The organism is Pseudonocardia sp. CA-142604 (assembly GCF_050948475.1).
GTDB lineage: Bacteria > Actinomycetota > Actinomycetes > Mycobacteriales > Pseudonocardiaceae > Pseudonocardia > Pseudonocardia alaniniphila.
On the sequence record NZ_CP192045.1, the window covers coordinates 6,971,325 to 6,996,299 of the forward strand.

Here is a 24,975-nt window from a genome sequence, read left to right on the forward strand (position 1 = left end):
AAGTGCGTCATCAAAAAGATAAGCGATTTCGCCGACGGCGGAGCCTGATCCATCTCGGCAGCACGCCGGCGCCTGGGATCAGCATGTCGCACTCTCCGCCGCCGCGGCGCTCGCAGGGCGAGGGGTCCTGCGAGCGCGCGGTTACCCACGACAACTCCGCCCTACCGGCACCGCGTTGCCGGCGTCCTTCGCCAGACCGACCACGGCTCGAGACACCACCCCTCCGTCCGGCGACCGCGTCCCGACTACGGGCACCGCGACCCTCGTCTCCACGAGCACGGCGGACAGGTCAGTTGTTCGTGCAGGACGGGCGCCCCCAAGAACACCCGAGCCGATTGTCGGCATTGGGCCGTCGGCGCTGGCTTCTGCGGTCACGCCCGTCCGGATGTCCCGCGTGCACCTGCTGCACCAACCTCGGGGCGTGATCCCCTCCCGTCAGTAACGGACAAATGGGAAGATCGCCGCGTGAATCTCCGGCGCCTGCTCTCCGCCCTCGCCCTCGGCGCTCTGCTAGCCGGGTGCGGAGGTTGTGGTGTTTCCGCTGGACCCCGGGCCCCTCACGCCCTGGACGGACCCGACTACTCCGGCTACCTCGCGGCCGTCGAGGGAATCCCCTACTTCCGGGGTCCCCACGCCGCCGCCACCGCTGCCTGCGAGCGCAAGGCGCGCCGCGACATGAGCCGCGAAGAGGCCATTGACCTTGTAGCCCGGGCGATGGCCGGCGACGGGTTCGGGCGACCAGAAGCACAGCGCACCATCGACGCCGTAGACCGGTTCAACATGTGCCCTGGCTCGGACTGGGAGCACTGAGACCCTGCCATGCCCGTGCGAGGGCCGCCGGTGCAGCAACCGTCTCAGATGATCGGTAGAGGCCGGTGAGCACGATCCACCGATGCAGCGGCCACGCCGACCGCCCGCCTGTGGTCCTCCCGGACTCCGTACAACCAACGTGGTCCGTTCGGGGCGCCGGCGCCGCGAGCTAGCTTTCCGTTTCGCTCACGACCTCCGTGTGATCGCCGAACTCCGTGGTGTCCTTGCCGCCGTGTTCCTTCCGGATCGCAACGAACTTGATCACCAGGCGGTCGTCGAAAACCTTGTAGCGGAAGTAGCCGCGCATCTGGGTCCCTGCACCACGATCCTCGGCGTCGAGATAGACCTTGATGAAGTTCTGCGGGTCACCCTGCTGCCAGTGTGCCCTGACCGACAGGCCGGCCAGCTGCGGCTTGAAGTCCGGCCCGAGTGTCACGCGGCCATCCCGCATCTCCTCGATCACACGCTCGACCACGTGGCCGTACTCCCCCCACCCCGCGGCGCTCGAGCCGATGGTGCCGTACTGGATGACGACGGGTCGCTGGCCCGCCGCATTGGTTACAGCGGGCTCGGTCGAGCTCTCGCCCGCTTCGGGCTGAGAAGCCGACGCCTTCTCGATCGCACGGTATATGTTGCCGATTTCGTGTTCGATCTTTTCGAGCTTGTCGACCGTCCCCTGTTTCAGTAGCGAATCGATCTCCTCGGAGAGCTTGTTGACGCGTGCCTGCAGCTTGGCATCGTTCATCTTGTCGATCTGGTCCGACAGCTTGCGAGACTTGGTGCGCAGCGCGACGCGCTCGTAGTCCGAGATCAGCTGCTGCTCCTTGGCGGTAGCCACCGGCGCCGTGATTGGTGGCGGAGCCTCCTCGGCGACAGCCGTCGGCGCGGCGACCGGCGGCGGGGTCGGCTCGGCGACGGGCCCAGCCTCCACCGCGACCGGCGCCTGTCGCTGCGCATTGCGCGTGAGCCACGCGAACCACGCGAACAACCACACAAGCCAGCCGTGGAGATAGCCGCCGGCACCGCCACCACCCTGCTGCGGCGCCTGCTGCTGTGGTTGTGGCATACGCGCAACCACGACAGTGGCCGCCTGGTTGCCGACCGTCCGTTGCAGCGCCAGCATGCCTTGCGGTGTGCGCGGCGCATGCGCACCAACAGCCGGCGGGGTGGCGTTCAACGCTCGCGCCGGCGCCTCCGGCCGGCGACCGTCCGCAACTCGAGCCCGCACGTCGTGGACGGTGGAGCGCTGCGCCGCCCGCTGTTGTGCGGTCTGTTGGTGGCCGCATCCGGCGTTATGGTGCTGGTGTTCCTGGGCCCAGGGGTGGCCGGCCCGGCCGAGCATCTGGACGACTGCGGCGTTGCCCGCGCCGGCCTGCAGGTCGAGCAGGCCACGCAACTGTGCAGGTGAGACGGATTCGGGCTTGCGGGTTGGGGTACGGGCGCTACCGGCCCCGGTGTGTCCGGCCTTCTCGTGAGCGTGCACGGGGGTCTCTCTTCTCCCGCGAGATCGTCAACCCCCTCTAGGTACTCGGTGGGGCACTGCTGATGCCAGGTACTGCCGGTCAGCATGGCTGACCGGACGGGCAGCATCTGACTGTCAGGCCCGCGGCACCGTCGTCCCGCTCCTCAGCCGCACGGCCGCGAACGCGAGCTCCCGATGACTCCACAGCGGCGTCGTCCGGCCTCTACGACCTTCGGTCCGGCTGCCTCGGCTCGGCGTGCCATGTGCTCCGAACAAGGCCGAACTCCAGCCAGAACGTGCGCATCGCCGAGGGCGAAGACGTCGTCGCGCGCCCTGTGGAGGTCTCCACGGCGGAGGTCAACGACCACGTGGGCGGAAGCCCGCGCAATGGCCCATCGGACGGGGTGCGTGCACCCGCCGAGCCGAATGAGTCCTCGCGTACGGCAGATTCCGCCTCGAATTCGGTCAAACGGTCGAGTATCGGGCGATTTCGCGCTGTCGATACGGGTACCCCGGGGTGCGCGAGGAGGCATCGTGTCCCACATCGATCCATCGGCCGGAAGGCCGGCAACGACCACTGTGTACGAGCAGGTTCAACAAACCGGCGAGTTCCAGGATCTCCGGCATCGGCTCCGCCGGTTCGTCTTTCCCATGAGCGCGGCGTTCCTGCTCTGGTACCTGCTGTACGTCCTGCTGGCCAGCTACGCGCCGGCGTTCATGGCCACCGAGCTGGCAGGAAACATCACCGTCGGGCTGGTGATCGGGCTTCTGCAGTTCGTCTCGACCTTCGCCATCACCGCCGCTTACGTCCACTACGCGAACCGGCGCCTCGACCCCAGCGCCGAACGGCTGCGCGAGAGGATCGAAGGAGGGGACACATGATGGATCACCTCGCGCAGGGCAGTGCGCCGGCGAGCGTCGGCAACCCCCTGCTCAACATCAGCATCTTCGCCGCATTCGTCGTCGTCACGCTGGTCGTGGTTTTCCAAGCCAGCCGCGCCACCAAGACGGCGGCCGACTACTACGCAGCCGGACGCTCGTTCACGGGCGCGCAGAACGGCATCGCCATCTCTGGCGACTACCTGTCCGCAGCGTCCTTCCTGGGCATCGCGGGCGCGATCGCCGTCACCGGGTACGACGGCTTCCTGTACTCGGTCGGATTCCTGGTCGCATGGCTGGTCGCACTGCTCCTGGTCGCCGAACTGCTGAGGAACACCGGCAAATACACGATGGGCGACGTGCTGAGCTTCCGGATGCGTCAACGCCCGGTCCGCGCGGCTGCCGCTACGTCCACGCTGGTCGTGTCCTTCTTCTACCTGTTCGCTCAGATGGCCGGTGCCGGCGCGCTGATCGCGCTGCTCCTGAAGATTCCCAACACGAACATCGTCGGCCAGGGCGCGGTGATTGCGATCGTCGGCGTCCTGATGATCGTCTACGTGTTGGTGGGCGGGATGAGGGGCACCACGTGGGTGCAGATCATCAAGGCCGCCCTGCTGCTGGTCAGCACCGCCCTGATCACGCTCTGGGTGCTCGCCTTGTTCGGTTTCAGCCTGTCGGCCGTGCTCGGCCAGGCGGTGAGCGCGAACCCCGTGCTGGAGACCGCCGGCCAGACCAAGCCACTGGGCGAGAAGCTGCTCGGTCCGGGTCTGCAGTACGGTGCCACGGCGACAGCGAAGATCGACTTCATCTCGCTCGCGCTCGCGCTGGTGCTGGGCACCGCCGGCCTGCCGCACATCCTCATGCGGTTCTACACGGTGCCCTCGGCCAAGGAAGCGCGGCGCTCGGTCGTGTGGGCGATCTGGCTGATCGGGATCTTCTACCTGTTCACGCTCGTGCTGGGCTACGGCGCCGCCGCTCTGGTGCCCGGTGGCGCAACGACGATCGCCAACGCGCCCGGCCGGACGAACTCCGCCGCGCCGCTCCTCGCCTACGTGCTCGGCGGCGAGGTGCTGCTGGGCTTCATCTCCGCGGTCGCCTTCGCCACGATCCTGGCGGTCGTGGCCGGTTTGACGATCACCGCGTCGGCGTCGTTCGCCCATGACGTCTACGCCAACGTGATCAAGCGCGGGGAGGCGCCGCCGGACTCCGAGGTGCGGGTGGCCCGGATCACCGCGGTCGTGATCGGCGTGATCGCCATTGCCGCCGGCATCCTTGCCCGCAACCAGAACATCGCGTTCCTGGTCGCGCTGGCGTTCGCCGTCGCAGCGTCGGCCAACCTGCCGACGATCCTCTACACCCTGTTCTGGAAGCGGTTCAACACCACCGGCGCCCTCTGGAGCATCTACGGCGGGCTGACCAGCTGCGTGCTGCTGATCATCTTCTCGCCGGCAGTGTCCGGGAGCCCGACAGCCATGCTCAAGGACGTGGATTTCCACGTCTTCCCACTGGCCAACCCCGGCCTGGTGTCGATCCCGCTGTCGTTCCTGCTTGGCGTCATCGGCACCTACGTCGGCGGGCGTCAACCGGTCGACGAGGCCAAGTTCGCCGAGATGGAGGTCCGGTCGCTCACCGGCGCGGGGTCGGAGAAGGCGACGATCTCGCACTAGGCGACGCCCTGACTCGGGTAGCGCCGCGCGCGCGTGCGGGCCTGGGCCGTCGCCGGCCCGAGGCGAACCGGGAGCCACGAGGAGCGCGACGTTCAGCCACGCGTGCGAGGCGCCGCCAAGGAACGACGCCCCGGGCGGGTGGGCTCTTGTCCCCCGTGCGAGCTACGCGCAGGTGTCCACTGTGTAGTGACGATTCCGGGCTGTCGGATTCATAGCGTTCTTCGCAGCCGCAGCGCTCTGGCCGCGGATCTGGCGAAGGGAATCTCATGAGGCTGGTCTGGCAACTCGCTGGCACCGCGGCGGTCGCCTTCATCGGCGGGCAGGTCCTCGCCGCGGTGCAGGGGAATCCGTGGCTCACGCTCGCAATCGGTCTCCTGACGGCCGTGCTGTCGGTGGTCGTCTACGGGTGGCTGGTGCGGCGGACCGAGCGCCGCCCGTCCACGGAAGTGGCCTGGAACGGTGCCGGGGTCGCGATCGGCCGGGGCGCACTGCTCGGCGCCGCGCTGTTCGGGCTCGTCATCGTGAACATCGCTTTCCTCGATGGTTATGCGGTCCACGGCGTGGGATCGGTAACGGGTGCGGTGGGGTTGTTCGGCTTCATGGCCGCAGCTGCGGTGACAGAGGAACTGATGTTTCGTGGCGTTCTGTTCCGGATCACCGAGGAGCGCGCCGGCACGTGGATCGCGTTGGTGCTGACCGGCGTGCTGTTCGGCCTGGTGCACCTGCTCAACCCGCATGCCAGCCTGTGGGGCGCCATCGCCGTCGCGATCGAGGCCGGCGGCATGCTCACCGCCGCGTACGTCGCCACACGCAAACTGTGGCTGCCGATCGGGCTGCATTTCGGCTGGAACTTCGCCGCGAGCGGCATTTTCAGCACGGAGGTCTCCGGCAACGGCACCCCTCAGGGCCTGCTGGATTCCGCGATGTCGGGCCCGGTGGCCCTCACCGGCGGCGATTTCGGTCCGGAGGGAAGTCTGTACTCGGTGCTGTTCTGCGTCGTGGTGACGATCGCGTTCCTGTGGCTGGCCCGCCGGCGCGGCAATCTGGTACCCCGCCGCCGGCGCGCCGACCGGGTCGACGCCACGATTACGCTCGCTCGATGATCGATCACCGGACGGCCCTGACGCTGTGGCGCCGGTTCGACGTCACGGTACGGGATCTCGCGCTCGGGCTCCTGCTGCTGGGAGCGTCGTTCCTGCCGGTGCTCCACAACCACGGGACGCAGCTCGGTGGGATGCCGGCCCGCTCCTTCGACGCGCTGGCCGTCGCGGTGGTCGCCCTCGAATGCCTCCCGCTCGCCGTGCGTCGACGCTGGCCGGCGGCCTGTCTCCTCCTGGTCTCGCTCGGCTTCGCCGTCGACCAGCTCCGCGGCTACCACTCGGTCGCGGGCACCGCGCTGGCGATCGCGCTGCTGAGCGTGGGAGCCCATCTGGAACGGCGCCGACGCGCCACCGCGATCCTGTTCTCCGCGGCGTACGTGCCGCTGGCCGTCGTGCTCTTCCAGCTCGGTTCGGGCGAGCCTCCGGAGGAGTTCGTGACGTTCTACCTGGCGCTGGTGCTCGCGTGGGGCATCGGGGCCTGGCTGCGCTCCACCCGGGCCGCGGAAGCCGAACGTCGCCGCCGCGTCGCCGAGGACACCCGCGCTGCCGAACGCACGAGCATCGCCCGCGAACTCCACGACGTCGTCACCCACCACGTGACAGCGATGGTCGTGCAGGCCGAGGCGGCACGCTATCTGACCGCCACGCCCGACCGTCTCGACCAGACCCTGACCGCAGTGACCGACACCGGCCGACGGGCCATGACCGACCTGCGGCACCTGCTCGACCTGCTCAACCCCGACCACGGCGTCGAAGCCAGGACATCGTCCCCGGGCGGCTTCGGCACGCTCGTGGAGCAGACGCGTCAGGCCGGACAGCCGGTGGAGTTCACCGAGGAGGGCACGCCGGCGGCGTCAACCGGAAGCGCCGATCTCGTGGCCTACCGGGTCGTGCAGGAGGCCCTGACGAACGCCCTCAAGCATGCACACGGCAGCCGCACTTCGGTTCAGGTGCATCACAGCGAAAGGGAGATCACCGTGGAGGTGAGCACGGACGGCTCCGGGTCGCAGGCAGGGTCCCCCGGCGGGAGTGGACGGGGTCTGGCCGGTCTCCGCGAACGGGTCGCTGTCCTGGGCGGCGACTTCGTCGTGGACCGGCAAGCCGGCGCAGGCTTCGCCGTGCGAGCACGGATACCCACGGGGAGCCGGTCGTGACCGCACCGATCCGGGTACTGGTCTGCGACGACCAGATGCTGATCCGCACCGGGCTGGTGACGATCATCGACGCGCAACCCGATCTCGAGGTGGTGGGCGAGTGCGGGGACGGGCAGGCCGCGGTCGACCTCGCCGGCCGTCTGACCCCGGACGTCGTGGTGATGGACATCCGCATGCCTGTGCTCGACGGCATCGAGGCCACTCGCCTGCTGGCCGGTGCCGGGGTGCCGCACCCCGTCAAGGTCGTCGTGCTGACGACCTTCAACCTGGACGAGTACGTCTACGAGGCGCTGCGTGCGGGAGCGAGCGGGTTCCTGCTCAAGGACGCACCGCCTGCCCAACTGCTGCACGGGATCCGCACCGCGGCCACCGGCGCGGCCCTCCTGGACCCTGAGGTGACGCGCCAGCTCGTCGGAAGGTTCGCGGCCCGCATCCGGCCTGCCGAGGGAGACGGCCCACGCGACACGCCGCTGACCCCGCGTGAACTCGAGGTCCTTCGCCTCATCGCAGACGGCCTCTCCAACAGCGAAGTCGCCGCCGTACTCGTGATCAGCCAGGAAACCGTCAAGACCTTCGTGTCACGCATCCTCACCAAGCTCGGCCTGCGTGACCGCGTCCAAGCCGTCGTCTACGCCTACCGCCACGGCCTGGTGACCTGACGGCCGCAGAAGCGGCTGCTATGACGGAACACCCTTGATCACGCCGTGGACTACGCTCGGTGACGCACGACGCACTGGAGGTTGACATGGCTGAGTCCGCCGAACGGCTCCACGACAAGATCGCCGAGCACTACCCACGGGTCGGCCAGAACAGGCAGCTGAGCGGCATCGACTTCAGCAAACCGACGGTGGCGCGCGTCTACGACTACTTGCTCGGCGGCCACGACAACTTCGCGGTCGACCGGGCCGCAGCCGATGCGCTGAACGCGAAGTACAACGGCGGTGCCACCGAAGTCTGCGTCAGCAACCGGCGGGCTCTCCAGCGGGCAGTGCACTACCTCGCCACCGAAGCCGGCATCCGACAGTTCATCGACATCGGGTCGGGCCTGCCCACGCAGGAGAACGTGCACGAGATCGCACACCAGCTGGACCCGACCGCACGGGTCGTCTACGTCGACAAGGACCCGATCGTCCTCGCTCACGGCCGCGCCTTGCTGGCGGACAACCAGACCACATCGGTCACACAAGCCGACGCCGCCGACCCGGACTCGATCCTCGACGCACCCGAGACCAGGCAGCTGATCGACCTCGACAAGCCGTGGGCGGTGCTCATGGCGAGCGTCCTGCACCACCTCACCGATCACGAGGACCCGGTCGGCGTGACGCAGCGACTCATCGCGAGGATGCCGTCCGGGTCCTACCTGTTCACGGTCAACCTCTTGCGCGAGGACCACCCGCAAGCCGACGAGAAACTGGAAGCCGACGTCGTGTCGCGGGTCGGCAGCGGGTTCATCCGGACCTGGGACCAGATCCGCCGCTACTACGACGGCCTGGAGATGGTGGAACCGGGTCTCGTGTACGCGAACGACTGGCGCCCCACCGACCCCACCAAGACCGAGGGACCGTGGTCCACCGTGCTCGTGGCCGGGCTGGGAAAGAAGCCCTGAAAGACCTACTCGACCTGTAGAACGCTGAAGGCCCCCGACCTCGCAGGTCAGGGGCCTTCAGCATGGTGGGCGACGGTGGGATCAGACCAGTGATCCCCGTGCGTCCTTCCTCACCAGATCACTCGGACCGTGTCGTCAAGCGACGTACACCGACGTCTCCGATCAGCACACCTAGCGCCTGTTTAGAAAGTGGATCTTCGTCGCGTGTCTGTGCGTGTCGGTCCGTGGAGATGAGTGAGGTCTCCGGTAGATGGATCAACGACCAAGAAGACCATCACCACCGGAGACCTCGTGGGCACCGTACCCGCGGGTGCCCGTCATGACCTCACCGACGCGCAGTGGCAGCTACTTGAGCCGCTGCTACCTGCGGATACTGGACGTGGGCGGCCCCGAAAGTGGAGCAGGCGACAGCTGATCGACGGGATCCGGTGGCGGACCCGCGCCGGCACGCCATGGCGTGACGTACCCGAGCGGTACGGCTCGTGGCAGTCGGTCTATGGCTTGTTCCGATGTTGGCAGCGTGAGGGCGTATGGACCCGGATCTTGCAGTGCCTGCTGCAACTCGGTGATGAGGCAGGCCTGATCTGCTGGGACGTGTCGGTGGACTCCACGATCGTGCGGGCACACCAGCACGCCGCGGGTGCCCGCCGCGACCCGGCCGGCCAAGTCGAACCACCTGGTGCCGAACCGGCCGACCACGCGCTGGGCCGGTCTCGTGGTGGGTGGACCACCAAGCTGCACCTGGCCTCTGAACAGGGACGGACACCGTTGTCGACGGTGATCACCGCCGGGCATCGGGGAGACAGCCCTCAGTTCGTGCCGGTCCTGGACGGCATCCGGGTCCTGCGGTCCGGGCGGGGCCGGCCCCGGACCCGCCCGGACCGGGTCCTGGCCGACAAGGCGTACTCATCACGGGCCAACCGCGCTTACCTGCGCCGTCGCGGTATCCGGGCGACGATCCCGATCAAGCGGGACCAGCAGGCCCACCGGCGCAAGCGAGGGTCACATGGCGGGCGGCCTCCACGGTTCGACCCCGACACCTACCGCCAGCGCCACGCTGTCGAGTGCAGCATCAACCTGCACAAACACCACCGGGGGTTCGCCACCCGCTACGACAAGCTCGCCCTGCGCTTCGAAGTCACCACCCAGATCGCTGGGATCAACATCTGGCTCCGCCGATTAGTAAACAGGCGCTAGTGCGGGGTCGGCGTCGTGTCGAAGGGGACCTTCGTCCAGGTCAGCACCTGCGGGTCGCCCGGTTGGACGGTGACGCGGAGGTAGTTGTTCACGCCGTTCGAGCCGTCGACGGTGATCCGGGTCAGGTTGGGCGCCGGGGTCGTGACGCCGTACAAGCTCAGCCACGGCGACCCGGGCGCGAGGGGGTTGTCGGAGTTGTAGACGTGACTGTCGCCGTTGAAGAGGTACACCGGGCCATCGAAGTCGGCTGAGCGCTCGGCGATGGTCCGGATGATCTCCTGGAAGCCGGAGTATGCGGCCAAGCTGGGGTTGGCAACGGTCGGGTCGAACATGTCGGCCTGCATCAGCAGAGCGACGGCGCGCTGCCCACGAGCATGGTCGAAGGCCTCGTTGATCAGGTCGAGGGTCGCCGCGGTGCGCTGCTGCACCTCGGCCGCCTGCTCCGGGGTCGGCGCGGTCTGCCCGGTCCAGGGGGCGAGATCGTTGTTGCTGCCAACGACGTGCAGCACGGCGAACGAGACTCCGGCGCGGTCGTAGGACACGTTCTCCGGAAAGCCTCGATCGGCTTGCGAGTGCACGGCGACGCTCTGCCCGCCGAGTGTCTTGCCGGGTTTGGGGAAGAAGGTCTCGCGCACGGCGTCCAGCCGCTCGAGCGGGTCGAAGCCCCCGTTGTTGGGCCGGTGGCAGTCGGTCCACTCGTTGTCGCCCGGGGTGTAGATGAACGGATCGGCGAATCGATCGAACTGAGCTCGGACCGCGGCGAAGTAATCGTCGCCACAGACCGAGGAGCCGTCCTTGATGTCACCGAGGTGATTGACGATCTGGACCGCGGGATCGGCGTTGATCTGATCGACCACGCTCGGGAAGTGGGCGATCTGCTCGGCGCCGTAGGGGATGTCGCCGATGACGGCGAACCCGAAACCGGCCTTGTCCGGTTGCTGGGCGGCGGCGGTGCCGACGCAGACAGCGGACATTGCCAGGGCGAGGGTGGCGCCGACGAGTAATGGACGTCGCACGGGGAGCTCCTGTCGTTGGTCGGGCACGCGGGTGATCCCGACCGTGTGGGGAGATGCGGATGCCGCGCTCGGGGCAGCGCGGCCGACCGGACGCGGAGGCCAGGCCGCGAACGATGCGGCGCGACGCTATCCACGAGAGTTGAACGCGAAGTGACCGTTGATCAACAGATCGTGCCTTCGGGGGCGCAGGGAACCGGCGTTCGGCCGCGGACTTGGGGGCCGATGTTCGGAGGCCACGCGGACGCACTCCGGCGTGCACCGGTTGAGCACCCGTGTGCTGATCAGCTCCGACGCGGGCACCGCGCTGGTCAAGCCGCACGATGAGCTGTCGGTCGGCGTAGCGCAGATGATCCACGTGAAGGCCGCAGGTAGCGACAGTGGTCGCCGCGGGGCGTACCGCTGGGAAGCTGCAGAAGACTGCCACGGTCGGCGGGAAGGAGGCGATTCCTCCGATAGCGGCGGCTGGCCGAAACCTCAACCTTGATCTTCGCGACACGCGGAAGACGCTTCGCATTTCACCCATGTGGGTTAGATGCCGCGGTGACTTCACTCCGACGCAATACTTGCCGCGCTGTTGCGGCAATTACTGTCGCGGGCGTTGCCGGGCTGACCGTGTTGGTTGCGCCTGCTTCCGCGGCACCAAGTCCTGGGCCAGTCATCGCCGAGGTCTATGGCGGTGGTGGCAACTCCGGTACGACCCTGACCCGGGACTTCATCGAACTGGCGACGGCGGGCACCACCCCCACCAGCGTCGCCGACATGAGCGTGCAGTACCTGCCGGGCTCGCCCAGCGGGAGCAGCCGCTGGCAGGCCACCCCACTGTCCGGTTCGGTGAACCCCGGCGCGCGCCTCCTCGTCGCCGAGGCGGCGGGGGGCGGAGGCACGGTCGAGCTGCCCACCCCCGATGTGACCGGGTCGATCAACATGTCCGCCACGACCGGCACGGTGGCGCTCGTCAACGGAACAACCCCGCTGACCTGCCTGACCGCCGCTGACTGCGCAGCGGACTCGCGGGTCGTCGACCTCGTCGGCTACGGCAGCGCGGTAGTGCGGGAAACCAACCCGGCGCCGGCGCCGAGCGCCACCACGTCGGTCTTCCGCACCACATCGGTCGACACTGACGACAACGCGGCCGACTTCGTCGCAGGTCCGCCCACTCCCCAGAACGCCGCCGGCGGGGAGGCCGGCGGCCCTAGCGAAGCGACCGACGCGCGCATCCGCGATGTGCAGGGCACGACCCGGACGTCGCCGCTGGTCGGCAAATCCGTGCGGGTTCCCGGCGTCGTCACCGCCACAAGAGGGTTCGGCTCCTCACGCGGGTTCTGGATCCAGGACCCTCAACCCGACGACGACCCCCGCACAAGCGAGGGCCTTTTGGTGTTCACCGGTTCCGTGACGCCGACGGTCGCGGTCGGCGATGCCGTCACCGTCACCGGCACCGTCGCCGAGTACCGCCCCGAGTCGGGCTACCAGACGACCACCGAACTCACCGGCCCCACGTGGACCACCGAGTCAGGCGGCCACGAGCTGCCCGGACCGGTGATGATCACCCAGAACACGGTGCCCGGCGAGTACGTCCCGCAGCCGGGCGGCAACATCGAATCCCTGCCGCTGGAGCCCTCGAAGTACGCATTGGACTTCTGGGAGGCCCACGAAGGCGAGCTGGTCAGCGTTGCCGACGTGCGTGCCGTCAGCGGCACGACGGCCTTCGACGAGGTGTTCGTGACCACCAAACCGGACGAGCACCCCAGCGCACGCGGTGGTTCGGTGTATCTCGGCTATGACCAGACCAACACCGGCATCGTCAAGGTCCAGTCGCTGATCCCGTTCGCGCAGCGTCCGTTCCCGCAGGCCAACACGGGTGACGTCCTCACCGGCATCACCTCGGGCCCGGTCGAGTACAGCCAGTTCGGCGGCTACACCATCCAGGCCTCGATCCTCGGCGAGCTCAAGAACAACGGCCTCGCGCGTGAGGTCACCCGCAAGCGGAACGGTGGCGAGCTCGCAGTGGCCACCTACAACGTGGAGAACCTGTCAGCCGCCGACGACCAGGCGAAGTTCGACGGGCTGGCCCGCGGAATCACCGACCACCTCGGGTCTCCGGACATCGTGACGCTGGAGGAGATCCAGGACGACAACGGCCCGACCGGCACGAACGACGGCGTGGTCGCGGCCGACCAGACGCTGAAGCGCTTCGTCGACGCGATCGTCGCCGCCGGCGGGCCGCGTTACGAATGGCGGCAGATCAACCCGCAGGACATGACCGACGGTGGTGAGCCGGGTGGCAACATCCGGGTCGGCTTCCTGTTCGACCCGAAGCGAGTGTCGTTCGTGGACCGTCCCGGTGGCGACGCCACGACCGCGGTCGACGTGGTGATGGACGAGAAGGGCAAGAACCCGCACCTGTCGATCTCACCCGGCAGGGTCGACCCGACCAACCCGGCATGGCAGACCAGCCGCAAGCCGCTGGCCGGCGAGTTCGTCTTCCACGGGAAGACGGTGTTCATCATCGCGAACCACTTCGCCTCGAAAGGCGGCGACCAGCCGACGCACGGCATCAACCAGCCACCGGACCGCAGCTCCGAGGTGCAGCGTACGCAACAGGCCACCGTCCTACGTGGCTTCATCGACAAATTGCTCGCGGCCGATCCGAACGCCGGCCTCGTGGTGGCCGGCGACCTCAACGACTACCAGTTCTCCCCGACACTGCAGATCCTCACCCAAGGCGGCGCGCTGACGGCGCTGATGAACACCCTGCCGGAAAACGAGCGCTACAGCTACGTATTCGACGGCAACTCGCAGGTGCTGGACCACATCCTGGTCTCGAAGGCACTGAAGAAGGTCGACTACGACGTGGTGCACATCAACTCCGAGTTCGCTCAACAGTCGAGCGACCACGACCCGCAGATCGTGCAGTTACAGCCGTAGCAAAAGATGGGTTGATTCCCAAAGGCCACCTTGGTTGCGATGAACGCGACCAAGGTGGCCACAGCACCACTGCAGCCGCTTGCCGCCGTGTTTACCCAGTTTCGCACCGTCCGATTCGGACGGTTTTCGCCTGCGGCCCGACTACCTCATGACTCCCCGGACGATGTCGCAATGTAACAATTCTCACTGCAGGTAACGGATGTTAAGACATCTAGGTTTTGCACACTCGGCAATTTACGGGTCGGATTCCGGACACTCGGGAGCAAGATCGCAACACCAGTGTCTCGAGGCGCATCCCCCGAACCTGGAGAGTCCCCCGAATTATGTCCACATTGTCCCGCAGAAACTTCCTCGGCTCCGCCGCGACCGTCGCTGGTGCGGCCGCCATCAGTGCCGCGCTCCCCGGCGTGAGTGCCGCTGCGACTCCCACGCAGAACAAGCCCGCGCCGGCCGGCCAGAGGCACGGCGACATACGCGACATCAAGCACGTCGTCGTGATCATGCAGGAGAACCGCAGCTTCGACCACTACTTCGGCGCCCTCAAGGGCGTGCGAGGGTTCGGTGACCTGTCGACGATCCAGCTGCCGGGCGGCAAGTCCGTCTGGGAACAGCCGAAGACGCCTACGGCAGGGGCCGAGACTCAGTACCCGTGGCGGCTGAGCGGGGCGAAGTCCTGGAGCGGCGCGACCCCACCGAGCGCCGAGCTCGGCGCCGCCAACTACGGTGGCACCAGCCACGGTTGGGCCGACCAGCACGGCGCCTGGTACGGCGGCCTCATGAACGGCTGGTATCCCGCCAAGGGCGGCCCGACCACCCTCGGCTACCTGGACCGCAAGGACCTTCCCTTCCACTACGCCCTCGCGGACGCCTACACCGTCGGTGACGCGTACCACTGCTCCGTGCTCAGCGCGACCGGCCCGAACCGCACCTTCCTGTGGAGCGGGACGATCAACGCCGACAAGAAGCACGGCAGCTTCACTGCCAACGACGGCGGCGACGAGCGCGGCAAGTTCCTGCCCTGGGAGTCCTACGGCGAGACGCTCCAGAAGGCCGGCGTCAGCTGGCGGGTCTACCAGTGCGCCGACGACTACGGCGACAACGGCCTGGAGTACTTCGGCACCTTCGCCAAGCTCGACCCCACCCAGGGCGGCAAGGCCGCTCCGGGCGACGTCTTCTACGAGAACGGCGTCAAGAACGTCCCCGAGCCGGTCACCGGACTCGCGGGCAACGCCGACAACATCAACGCCGCGATCCGCGCCGACGTGATCAACGGCACGCTGCCGCAGGTCAGCTGGGTCGTCAACAACCAGTTCTTCTCCGAGCACCCGGTCACGGCCCCGAGCAACGGCGCGTACTTCCTGCGCGGCGTCCTGGCGGCCCTCAACGCCGACCCGGACGTCTTCAACTCGACCCTGGTGATCGTCAACTACGACGAGAACGACGGCCAGTTCGACCATGTTCCGCCGCCCATGCCGGCGCCGGGCGAGGCGGACGAGTTCGTCTCCGGCACGCTCGCCTCGTCCGGGGTCACCGAACCCCTCCCGGTCGGCCTCGGATTCCGTGTGCCATTGCTGCTCATCTCGCCCTGGACCCGCGGCGGTCGGGTGACCTCCGAGGTGTCCGACCACACGTCGATCATCCAGTTCATCGAGAAGTGGACCACCGGGCTCGGTACGCCGGCCATGTGTCCCAACATCAGCGACTGGCGCCGCAAGGTTTGCGGTGACCTCACCGGCGCCTTCGACTTCGCTTCGCCGGTCTACGGTCTCCCCAACCTGCCGGACACCGGGGGGCTCATCCCCGAGACGAAGTACACCCCGCTGCCGGGCGACAACAAGATGCCCACCCAGGAGGAGGGCACCAAGTCTGCCCGCCCGCTGCCCTACCAGCCCAACGCCAACCTGACCGGGTTCGCCGACGGCGTGGTGAAACTGCAGTTCAGCAACGATGCCCCCTTCGTCACCAAGTCGAGTCATTTCGCCGTCTACAACAATCGGGGCGGCTTCCCGACGCTGGCGCAGTACCCGGCCAAGTTCCCGGGCCAGTACACCGTCGCCGCCAAGGAGACGGCCACCGGCACCGGCCCCATCGGCTCCGCCGGCGGCGACACCGCGTACGACCTGACCATCACTGGGCCGAACCGGTTCCTGCGCCGCTTCATCGGCGACATCGCCACCGCCGGCAAGGACCTCGTCATCGAGGCGAGCTACTACGACGGCAAGTCGACCGCACGCCCCAAGTTGAAGCTGTGGTTGTTCAACAACGGCGCCTCGCCCGTGGAGTTCAACATCACGTGCAACCGCTATATCTCCGGCGCACCGCAGAAGGTGAAGGTTGCCGCGCACGGCAAGGAGGCGTGGGCGGTCAGCCCGCTGGGGGTCAGCGGCGGGTGGTACGACGTGACCGTCACGGTCGACAGCGACCACGCCTGGTCACAGCGGTTCGTCGGCCACCTGGAGACCGGCGAGGCCAGCGTCACGGGCTGAGCCGCCCGGCATCGTCAGCCGGTTGCGGCGTGGCGGCTTGAACGAGGCGGAGGGCCTCCGGGAGGAGTGGGTGTGTGTGACGCACCCACTCGAACCCGGGAGGCCCTCCGTGAATCTCCTCTGTCGAGCGGCTGCCGGTTGGCACGTCCGCACGCTCTCGGAGGTGCGTTCAACCTGGTGGTAGACGATATCGATTCTTGTTGATCCGATGGCCGTGCTGCGGCCGAGTCATGCCGGCGAACTCGGCTCAGGTCGCACTGGGCTGGTTGGCCGGTTGGAACAGCTCGATCAGGTTTCCGGCAGGGTCGGCGAGCAGTATCTGGCGCCCACCAGGGCCGCTGACGAGATCGCTGCGGAAGCACACGCCGGCGTCGCGGAGCGGGGCGACGGCGTCGTCGAGGTCGTCGACGACGAGGTGGATGCGGTTGCGGCCGGCGGCCGCGGAGTCCGCGGGCGTGGCGCGGGCGCCGGAGCTGGCGGGGCCGGACAACAGCAGCCGCAGCCGACCGCGGATCACATCGGCGAACGCCGGCGCGGCACTGATGTTCACCTCGAAGCCGAGGTGAGTGGTGTAGAAGTCGATCGCCTCCTGTACGTCCTGGACGATATAGCGGACGCTCACGAACTCGTCGGTCATGGCGGATTCTCCTAGCGGTGGGTGGCGGCGAGAACGGGCAGCAGATGCCTCACGCGGGTATCGACCTCGGCCGCGGTGCGTCGGAAGGCGGAGTAGGTAGCGTCGTCGGTGCCCTCGGCCGTTGCGGGGTCGGGGATGCTCCAATGCCTTCGTCGAGGGTTGGCGGACCACTCCGGGCATGCCTCGCGAGCGCGGTCGCACAAGGTGATGACGTGGTCGAACCGCCGATCGACGAGCGTGTCGATGTGGCGGGGCTGGAATCCGGTTGCGTCGATGCCGAACACCTCGCGCAACACTCGGACGGTGTTGGCATGCAGCGCCGGCCTGGGCCGGGTCCCGGCACTGGCTACCGTCACGGCGCCGCCGGTCCGCCAGCGCAAGAGTGCCTCGGCCATGGGCGAGCGAGAGCCGTTACCGGTGCACACGAACAACACCGCGACCGATCCAGCCGGCCGACCTGCCGGTGGCACATCGGATTGTCCGGCGTCTCGACGCAGTGCCGGGTGCAGCGCGGCGCCGCTGTCGGCCAGTGCCTGCGCGCAGCGGTCCAGGTCCAGGTGGTAGTAGCTGTCGCGGCCGTCGTAGCTGCTGCGGGTCGCGCTGACCAGCCCCGCATTTCGTAGCAGCCGCAGGTGGTAGGAGGTCAGGTTCTGCGGCTGGGCGATCTGGGCGGCCAGTTCGCGAACCCGATGATCGCCGTCGGCGAGTGCGGCGAGGAGCTGCCACCGCAGCGGATGGGCGGCCAGCTGGAGAAACTCTGGTGGCGTCCTCGCCACGGGCCGCTCCTTTGCCATGTCAGGAAGCTACATCAGCCTGGCTTGATACATCAATTCAGTTTGATGGATTTGGCTCGCTTCGCCTAGTGTCCAGAGCGTCGTTGTCGGCGTGGCAAGCGGTGTCGGGAGTGGCGATGACGGGTGAGCCCGCCTTGGTGCGGCGTCTCGGGACGTCTGATGCGGTGGTGATCGGGCTCGGTTCGATGATCGGCGCCGGGGTGTTCTCTGTGTTCGCGCCCGCCGCTGCGGCCGCCGGCGGCGGACTGCTGATCGGGCTGGTGATCGCCGCGGTGGTGGCGTATTGCAACGCGACAGCGTCAGCGCAGCTGGCCCCGCAGTACCCGACGTCTGGCGGGACGTATGTATACGGGCGTGAGCGCCTGGGCGCCTGGCCGGGCTTCCTGGCCGGCTGGGGTTTCGTGATCGGCAAGACCGCAAGCTGCGCGGCGATGGCGTTGACCTTCGCCGCCTACGCGGTCCCGCCTTCCTGGCAACGGCCCGTGGCGGTCGTGGCGGTACTCGCGCTGGCTGCGGTGAACTATCGCGGTGTGACCCGGACTGCCCGGTTGACCCGGGTGGTGGTCGCGGTGGTCTTGCTCGCGCTGACGGTGGTGGTTGCCACCGGGTTGGTCGGTGGTCATCCCGATCCCGGTTTGCTTGTCGGCGGATCGGGTCCGGCGGGGACGTACGGGGTGTTGCAGTCGGCCGGGCTGTTGTTCTTCGCGTTCGCCGGCTATGCGCGGATCGCGACGATGGGTGAGGAGGTGCGCGATCCAGGGCAGACGATCCCGCGGGCGATCGTGCTCGCCCTTGGTGTCGCGGTGGCGATCTACGCTGTGGTCGCTGTGACCGCTCTGCTGATACTCGGGCCTGATCGGCTGGCTGGGTCGAGCGCCCCACTGGTCGACGTCGTGGCTGGGGCAGGTGCTGGTTGGGCGGGGCCGATCGTGGCGGTGGGCGGGGCTGCGGCTGCGCTCGGGGCGCTGCTGGCGCTCATCGCGGGCATCGGGCGCACAACGCTGGCCATGGCCCGCGAAGGCGACCTGCCGCGCTGGCTGGCCGCGGTGCACCCCAAGTTCCGCGTGCCGCACCGCGCCGAGGTCGTGGTCGCGGTGGTGGTGTCCGTGCTGGTGCTCACGATCGACCTGCGCGGCGCGATCGGGTTCTCCTCGTTCGGGGTGCTGCTCTACTACCTTGTCGCCAACACCGCCGCCTTCACCCAAGCGCCCAGCCATCGACGGTTCCCGCGCTGGTTGCAGGTGTTGGGCGCGCTGGGTTGCCTGCTGCTGGTGGCCACGCTGCCCTGGCAGGCGGTGGCCGTCGGCACCGGCGTGTTCGTGCTCGGCGTTGCCTACCGCGGGCTGCGGTTGATCACTGCGCGACGTCGAGCCACGACTGAGTGAAGCTCGGGCGCGCGTCCGTTCCGCGGATCTGCGCGCGAGCAATGCCTTCGTCGACGGTGGCGGCCGACGCTGGTCGGTTCGCAGTGACGCTGTCGGAGTCGGCGCCGCCGGCCACCGCCGCCTCGCCCCCTCACCGTGGGTCGGCCCTGGTGGGGCCGAGGCGGGCGACCTCCCGCTGGGCGACCGCGGCGAGAGCCCCGCCGCGCGAGCCCGCGAGCTTGGCCCGCAGGTGCTCGCCGACGGTCACCGGCTCATACCGGGCCGGGTGCTCGGTGTCGACGCACGTCGGCAGGGGTGCGATGACGGCGTCGACGTTCCCGTCGTGGAAGAACGCCGCCGACCGACGCGGGACCAGCACGCCGTCCACCACAGGTGCCGCGACCCGGTGCATCGTGGAGATCCACTGGTCGTTGGTCCAGCGGGCGAGCGCATCACCGAGGTTGACCAGGAGTGCGCCGGTGGCTGGCTGCGCCGGGTGCCACCGGCCCTCGGCGTCGAGGATCTCCAGGCCGGGAACGGCGTCGGCCCACAGCACCGTCACAATGCCGTAGTCGGTGTGCGCGCCCATCCCGACCTGATCGGGCTCCAGCTCGACATCGGCGGACGGCAGGCGGTAGTTGATCATCCGCAGGACGTCGACGGAGTGGTCGGTCGAGGACGCGAAGTACTCCTCGCCGAGGTCGAGAGCCCGACCGACGATCCTCATCATGGTGCGGGAGACGCCGCCGGCCGCCGCGAACCAGTCCTCGACGGCGGGCCGGAACCCGGGCGTGTCCGGCCACACGTTCTCCTCATAGTCCGTGGGCGAGAGGTCGAGCCCCGGGAAGTCCGAGGCCTGCGCACCGACGTTGAAGGCCTCGAACAGGTCGGCCGCGCTCACCAGACCGAGGCTGTTGGCCAGCGCCTCGGACTTCGGGGGCGAGTAGCCGCGGTTGACCCCGGGCGGGCAGCGATATGCCAGCTTGGCGGATGGTTCCTGCCCGAAGAACGCCTCGGTGGCGCAGGTGAATGCATCGAGCGTCTGCTGCGCGATGCCGTGCCCGACGATCTGCATGAACCCGACGGTGCGTGCCGCCTGGTCCACGGCGGCAGCCACGGCGTCCCGGGCACCGCCGCCGGCGTCAGTGCGGAATGGGGTGATGTCGATGACGGGGACGTCCAGGACGCCGTCTCGGGTCTGTGCGCCAGACATGGGTTCCTCCTTCAGCTGACGGTCGCTGCGGCCGCGCGTTCGAGCAGGTAGTCGCCCGCGGTGACGGGTGGGTACCCGCGGCGGCCGATGGGTGCGGGCAATGGCGTGACGACGGTGTCGACGTCGGCCTCCAGGAACATGATCAGCGAGATCAGCTCCTCGTGGGGTGCGTCCGGTGACGGGGGCAGGACGCGATGCCGGGTGGAGCGCCAGCGGTTGCCCGTCCAGCGGGCCATCAGGTCACCGATGTTGACGGTGAAGGCGTCGGGGACGTGCGGGGCACCCACCCAGGTGCCGTCGGGGGCCTGTACCTCGAGGCCGCCGTAGCCGACCTGCCGGTCCAGGATCGTGATCATGCCCCAGTCGGTGTGCGGCCCGATCCGGTACTGCCCCTCCGCCGGAGCGCCGGTCTCGCTCAGCGCCGGGTAACGGTTGATGTTGAAGGTGTGCGGCGAGCGCAGCGTGCGGCGCACGAAGAAGTCGGCATCCAGATCAAGCGCGGTCGCACTCAGCTGCAGAAGCTCCCCGTAGACGCGCCGGACCGCGTGCGCGTAGCCGGTGCACAGCGCGGCCAGTTCGGGGACCTCGGCCGGCCAGACGTTCTCGGCGAACCAAACCCGGTCGAGCTCGGCGACTCCGGTACGCAGGTCGCGGCCGAGGGTGTAGCTCTCCTTCAAGTCCGGGCGCTCGGCGTCGGCCGTCTCGTCGGGGAAGGAGTTCACCTCCCGACCCGGCCCGACCCAACCGCGCCCGCCCACGGCGGTGGCGTAGGCGGCCTTCCGCGCGGACGGCAGGACGAAGAACCGGCGGGCGGCAGTGCGGATGCGTTCGCGGACGTCGGCACCGATGCCGTGCCCGGCCAGGAGCAGGAACCCGGACTCCTGCAGCGCGTGGTCGAGTTCGGCGGCGAGCGCGGCGCGCTCGTCCGGGTCGCCGCCGCGCCAGCGGGCGAGGTCGATCAGGGGGATGGGCAGTCGGGTCATCGGTGCCGGTCCTTTCCGAGGAGTCGGGTCAAGCAGACTGAGCGGGGGCGACGGTGCGATGGGCGAGCAGCAGGTAGACCACGCCGCCGACCACGAGGCCCGCCGGGGCGCTGAGGTCCAGTCCGCCGGTCGCCGCGGAGAGCGGGCCGGTGAAGACCGTCGTGTTGAGCCAACATGCGGCGGCGACCATCCCGGCGGCCTGCGCGACCACCCCGGCGGTGCAGAACCCCCGATCGCCCGGCCGGGCGGGCGCGTCCGCGAGCAGACCGAGGTCGTAGCGCCCACGGCGGAGGAAGTAGTCGACGACGAACACCGCGGCCCACGGCGCGAACCACACGATCATGAACAGCAGGAAGTTGCTGAGGATGGTGCTGAAGTCACCGGAGAACACCACCGCGAACGCGATCGCCGTCGAGAGCACGCCGTCGACCACGACAGCCTGCCAACGCCCGATCCGCACACCGATGGCCTGCAGGGTGACTCCGGAGGAGTACAGATCGATCGCGTTCACGGCCATCATCTGCACGATCAGGAGCAGGAGATAGGGCACGACGAACCAGAGCGGGTAGGCACTGGGCAGCCCGCCGATCGGGTCCGAGGCGGCCGGGACGACCAGCGCGACGCCGACCCCGAGCAGCATGAGCAGCGTCTGCGGGACCGCGCCGCCCAGGGCGACCGACGCGACGAGTGCGCCGCGGCTGGTCGAACGAGGCAGGTAGCGCGAGTAGTCGGCGGCGCTCGACGACCAGCCCAGCCCGGACCCGGACGCCGCGAGCGCGACCCCGCCGAGGAACACCGGCCAGCCGGCGGGCTCGACCGCGGGCAGGCTCAGCCGACCGGCGGTGAGACACGCGAGCACCACGAACAGCGCGGCGAACGGCAGCACCAGCAACCGCAGGACCCGCGTGATCGCGGCATGCCCGATCACCGGCAGCACGCTCTGCACCACGGCGAGGACCAGGACGACCGCGACCGTCCCGCCGGCGCCCAGCTCGACCCCGGCTAGGCCGAACAGCGCGATCACGGCGAAGGTCATCAACACCATGTCGAGCACCTCGTACCCGATCATCATGAGCCAGTTGAAGAACGCCAGCGGCCGGTTGCCGTTGCGGCCGAGCGCGGCCCTGTTGATCGCGAACGTCGTGCTGCCCGCGGCCGGCCCTGCCAGGCTGCACAGCCCGGCGACCAGCCAGGTCAGGTTGCCGATCAGGATCGCCGCCACGGCCTGCCACCAGGCAAGGCCGAACTCGACGAGCAACGCGCCGTAGACGACGACCTGCACGTTGAGCAGCGCACCGCTCCACATCAGGCCGACCTGGCGGGCGCTGCCGTGCCGCTCGGCATCCGGGATGTGCTCGATGCCGCGCATCTCCACCCCGGCCCGATTGCCAGGAGAGATCACATGATCATCCCCGGAGGCGTCCTCCGGGGTGGCCGCATGGTGGTCCGTGCTGGTCGGTAGGGCCATCGGGCATACTCCTGCCATGGCTGTCGGTGAGGATCAGGGCAGGTGCCCTGCCTACGACGCGACGAGGTAGCGATTGCTGTCAGCAGTCAAAGTCTCGCCTATGAATGTCGTTGGCATTCAAGCGTTGTTACGGGTGCGTGAACGGTGACGCCGGTGGATGAAGCCGCGCTGAACGCGCGGGTCGGCGCCACCGTGCGCGCGCTCCGCGAGAAGTCAGGCTTCTCGATGCGCGAGCTGGCGCGCCGGTCCGGCGTCAGCCAGCCGTTCCTGAGCCAGATCGAGCGCGGGGTCAGCGCGCCGTCGATGGTGACCACCTACCGGCTCGCCGAAGCCCTCGGCGTGCTGCCGGGGGCGCTGCTTCCCGCGCCGGCCGCCGCGCAGGTCACCGTCGTACGTGCGGGGGAAGGTCGCGACATCCCGGTCTCGAACCGCCCCGACGCCGCGGTGGGGCGGGCGCTGCTGATGCAGCCCGGCAGCCCACTGGAGATCATCGAGTACCGGATCGAGCCCGGCGGGCACATCGCCGAGTGGTTCGAGATGCCGGGTGACCTCGGCGTCTACCTCATCGAGGGCCGGCTCGACGTCGAGGTCGACGGCTACGGCGTCGTCCGGCTCGCGGCCGGCGACTTCGTCGCCCACCCCGCATCCATCCCCCATCGCTGGCACCTGGTCGACGACGAACCCGCGCGCGCCCTGCTCGCGATCGCGCACGCGCCGGAAGGGGCGCGCCACCCGTCCGGCCACAGCTGAACCGGCCGACGGCCGATGATCGCTCGACTCACCGCCCGGCGAGACCGCGGACTTAAGACCCGGACTCGATGCCCGATCGAAGCGGGCTCCAGGTGCTCAGGTCGGGGCCTCCTTGTCGTCCAGGATGCGGCTGCGATTCACGCTGTCCAGCCACAGCGGCGGCGCTGGTTGACCACGCTGGTCGGGAAGCGCGAGCTGCCGGTGCGGGGACCGACAGCGAGGTCGTCGTGACGCGATCGCCTCCTCGTGCGGCTACCGGCCGCGCCTCACGGGCCATATCTCCCTTTACGGGGCATTTGTCTCGCACCGGCCGGCATGCAGCGCTCGGGTTGGCGCCACTGTGGCCCCTACTGGATCGGCGTCACCGCGCCTTACGCGCCGCAGTCAGGTGACGGAGCAAGGGCTGCGACGATCGACGGCAACGGAGTAGAAGCTCCTTACGAACGGTACCTCTTCGCCAACGAGCGGTACCTCTTCGCCAACGAACGGAGAAGGTCCACACAATTCGCCGGCGACCCTTGCCGAGCTAATCATCGAGACTGTACGGTACATCTGACTGGCATTTAGGCAAAGAGTGCGCCCCCGGCACATTTCAATTGTGAGCCGGCCCCGCACAGGCTGACGGCCGACCAGCGGGCGCACCGGATCGGGAATAGAGCCACCTACGCGGTATCACACTGAGCCAACGGAGTTGCAGTGGGAGAATATCTCGGACGCCGTCACCAATTCAGTTATGGACGACGCGGCCAACGCCGACGGTGACGATAACCGCCGTAGCTCGATCGCACCGCTCCCGAAGAGCCGGCCCGAGCCCCTCGATCCTCTCCACAGAGATCGATGACGAGGTCCCGCATCCGGAGGACTGGATCGGACTGGCCTGAGCGAACAGTGAGCTGTTCGACGAACTTACGAAGCAGTACCAGATAGGCCGCCAACACGTTCTGCGAGATCATTCGTATCGGTGTTCACGAGCCGACGGAGAAGGGTGCTCAATGACGACTACTTCGAATGACCGATCAGTCCAGTTGGCCGAGGCCGGCCTGGCCGCACAGAACAGGCTCGCCCTGGGCCGACAATTAGGGACGGGGAATATCGGGCACGCCGAGGAGGGATCCGACGGCCGAATGCGCGCCACGGTCCGGATCCCGGAGGACGAGCTGGTCTGGGATCCCGCGATCATCATTCTGCCCCACGGCGGCGAGCTCGAGCTCACTCTCATCAACGACGACAAGAACACCCACTGCGCGGTGCTGCCCACCATCGGGGACAACCTGATCATCTGGTTGGTCAACCATTCCAAGGGGACGGCCACCCTGAACCTGCCGGGCCCGGGCACCTACTGGTTCGGCTCCACGACCGGTAACGACGAAGGCCGCGGCCTGACCGGAGCGATCGTCATCGGCGGGGAAGTTCCGCCCGAGGCCAAGCTCGACCGTCCCGCCCAGCCGCGCCCGTAGCAGA

General features: G+C 68.5%; 20 protein-coding genes. 13 read left to right on the top strand and 7 right to left on the bottom strand.

Annotated elements, in window-relative coordinates; all coding sequences use genetic code 11:
- The first annotated feature begins 465 nt into the window (after positions 1-465).
- Positions 466-810 carry a hypothetical protein gene (locus tag ACQPZQ_RS31550; protein ID WP_433286869.1) on the top strand — a complete coding sequence of 115 codons (345 nt, stop codon included), beginning with the start codon at positions 466-468 and terminating at the stop codon, positions 808-810.
- A gap of 169 nt (positions 811-979) precedes the next feature.
- Here ACQPZQ_RS31550 and ACQPZQ_RS31555 read toward each other — a convergent pair whose 3' ends face one another.
- Positions 980-2,293, bottom strand: coding sequence for a hypothetical protein (locus tag ACQPZQ_RS31555; RefSeq protein WP_433286871.1), 1,314 nt, complete (start codon positions 2,291-2,293; stop codon positions 980-982).
- A gap of 513 nt (positions 2,294-2,806) precedes the next feature.
- Between ACQPZQ_RS31555 and ACQPZQ_RS31560 the strand changes: the two genes are divergently transcribed.
- From ACQPZQ_RS31560 to ACQPZQ_RS31590, 7 genes are all read left to right on the top strand, one after another.
- Positions 2,807-3,154 (top strand): DUF485 domain-containing protein, encoded by a 348-nt coding sequence (locus ACQPZQ_RS31560; RefSeq protein WP_433286873.1) that lies wholly within the window; start codon positions 2,807-2,809, stop codon positions 3,152-3,154.
- Complete coding sequence (locus ACQPZQ_RS31565; protein WP_433299450.1) at positions 3,154-4,818, top strand: solute symporter family protein; 1,665 nt, start codon at positions 3,154-3,156, stop codon at positions 4,816-4,818. The genes ACQPZQ_RS31560 and ACQPZQ_RS31565 overlap by 1 nt, the downstream gene beginning before the upstream one ends.
- A gap of 383 nt (positions 4,819-5,201) precedes the next feature.
- Positions 5,202-5,921, top strand: coding sequence for a lysostaphin resistance A-like protein (locus ACQPZQ_RS31570; RefSeq protein WP_433286875.1), 720 nt, complete (start codon positions 5,202-5,204; stop codon positions 5,919-5,921).
- Complete coding sequence (locus ACQPZQ_RS31575) at positions 5,918-7,072, top strand: sensor histidine kinase (protein ID WP_433286877.1); 1,155 nt, start codon at positions 5,918-5,920, stop codon at positions 7,070-7,072. The genes ACQPZQ_RS31570 and ACQPZQ_RS31575 overlap by 4 nt, the downstream gene beginning before the upstream one ends.
- Positions 7,069-7,731: a response regulator gene (locus tag ACQPZQ_RS31580; protein WP_433286879.1), complete on the top strand. Its 663-nt coding sequence runs from the start codon at positions 7,069-7,071 to the stop codon at positions 7,729-7,731. Before ACQPZQ_RS31575 ends, ACQPZQ_RS31580 begins: the two co-directional genes overlap by 4 nt.
- Before the next feature lie 86 nt (positions 7,732-7,817).
- A complete protein-coding gene (locus tag ACQPZQ_RS31585) occupies positions 7,818-8,678 on the top strand; it encodes an SAM-dependent methyltransferase (RefSeq protein ID WP_433286881.1) in 861 nt (286 codons plus the stop codon).
- A 291-nt stretch (positions 8,679-8,969) separates the two neighbouring features.
- Complete coding sequence (locus ACQPZQ_RS31590) at positions 8,970-9,875, top strand: IS5 family transposase (protein ID WP_433286883.1); 906 nt, start codon at positions 8,970-8,972, stop codon at positions 9,873-9,875.
- Here the strand turns inward: ACQPZQ_RS31590 and ACQPZQ_RS31595 are convergent.
- Positions 9,872-10,891 (bottom strand): metallophosphoesterase, encoded by a 1,020-nt coding sequence (locus ACQPZQ_RS31595; RefSeq protein WP_433286885.1) that lies wholly within the window; start codon positions 10,889-10,891, stop codon positions 9,872-9,874. The genes ACQPZQ_RS31590 and ACQPZQ_RS31595 overlap by 4 nt on opposite strands.
- A 540-nt stretch (positions 10,892-11,431) precedes the next feature.
- Here ACQPZQ_RS31595 and ACQPZQ_RS31600 point away from each other — a divergent pair.
- The gene (locus tag ACQPZQ_RS31600) at positions 11,432-13,819 is read left to right on the top strand and encodes an endonuclease/exonuclease/phosphatase family protein (RefSeq protein ID WP_433286887.1); all 2,388 of its coding nucleotides are present in this window, start codon (positions 11,432-11,434) and stop codon (positions 13,817-13,819) included.
- Positions 13,820-14,142: 323 nt separating this feature from the next.
- On the top strand, positions 14,143-16,305 hold the full coding sequence (locus ACQPZQ_RS31605; protein ID WP_433286889.1) for a phosphocholine-specific phospholipase C: 2,163 nt from the start codon (positions 14,143-14,145) through the stop codon (positions 16,303-16,305).
- A 247-nt stretch (positions 16,306-16,552) separates the two neighbouring features.
- On the opposite strand, the gene ACQPZQ_RS31610 is transcribed toward ACQPZQ_RS31605, so the two are convergent.
- On the bottom strand, positions 16,553-16,942 hold the full coding sequence (locus ACQPZQ_RS31610) for a VOC family protein (RefSeq protein ID WP_433286891.1): 390 nt from the start codon (positions 16,940-16,942) through the stop codon (positions 16,553-16,555).
- A gap of 11 nt (positions 16,943-16,953) precedes the next feature.
- On the bottom strand, positions 16,954-17,736 hold the full coding sequence (locus tag ACQPZQ_RS31615) for a metalloregulator ArsR/SmtB family transcription factor (protein WP_433286893.1): 783 nt from the start codon (positions 17,734-17,736) through the stop codon (positions 16,954-16,956).
- A 116-nt stretch (positions 17,737-17,852) separates the two neighbouring features.
- Here ACQPZQ_RS31615 and ACQPZQ_RS31620 point away from each other — a divergent pair, with 116 nt between their 5' ends.
- Complete coding sequence (locus ACQPZQ_RS31620; RefSeq protein ID WP_433286895.1) at positions 17,853-19,121, top strand: APC family permease; 1,269 nt, start codon at positions 17,853-17,855, stop codon at positions 19,119-19,121.
- Between the two features lie 130 nt (positions 19,122-19,251).
- Here the strand turns inward: ACQPZQ_RS31620 and ACQPZQ_RS31625 are convergent, their stop codons facing one another.
- The 3 genes from ACQPZQ_RS31625 to ACQPZQ_RS31635 are packed head-to-tail and all read right to left on the bottom strand — an operon-like array spanning position 19,252 to position 22,764.
- On the bottom strand, positions 19,252-20,313 hold the full coding sequence (locus ACQPZQ_RS31625; RefSeq protein WP_433286897.1) for an isopenicillin N synthase family dioxygenase: 1,062 nt from the start codon (positions 20,311-20,313) through the stop codon (positions 19,252-19,254).
- A gap of 11 nt (positions 20,314-20,324) precedes the next feature.
- Entirely contained in the window at positions 20,325-21,296 is a 972-nt protein-coding gene (locus ACQPZQ_RS31630) for an isopenicillin N synthase family dioxygenase (RefSeq protein ID WP_433286899.1), read from the bottom strand.
- Between the two features lie 28 nt (positions 21,297-21,324).
- The gene (locus ACQPZQ_RS31635; protein WP_433286901.1) at positions 21,325-22,764 is read right to left on the bottom strand and encodes a purine-cytosine permease family protein; all 1,440 of its coding nucleotides are present in this window, start codon (positions 22,762-22,764) and stop codon (positions 21,325-21,327) included.
- A gap of 153 nt (positions 22,765-22,917) precedes the next feature.
- Here ACQPZQ_RS31635 and ACQPZQ_RS31640 point away from each other — a divergent pair, with 153 nt between their 5' ends.
- Both ACQPZQ_RS31640 and ACQPZQ_RS31645 read left to right on the top strand, forming a co-directional pair.
- Entirely contained in the window at positions 22,918-23,514 is a 597-nt protein-coding gene (locus tag ACQPZQ_RS31640; RefSeq protein WP_433286903.1) for a helix-turn-helix domain-containing protein, read from the top strand.
- A gap of 992 nt (positions 23,515-24,506) precedes the next feature.
- Positions 24,507-24,971: an MSMEG_3727 family PQQ-associated protein gene (locus ACQPZQ_RS31645; protein ID WP_433286905.1), complete on the top strand. Its 465-nt coding sequence runs from the start codon at positions 24,507-24,509 to the stop codon at positions 24,969-24,971.
- Positions 24,972-24,975: the final 4 nt, after the last annotated feature.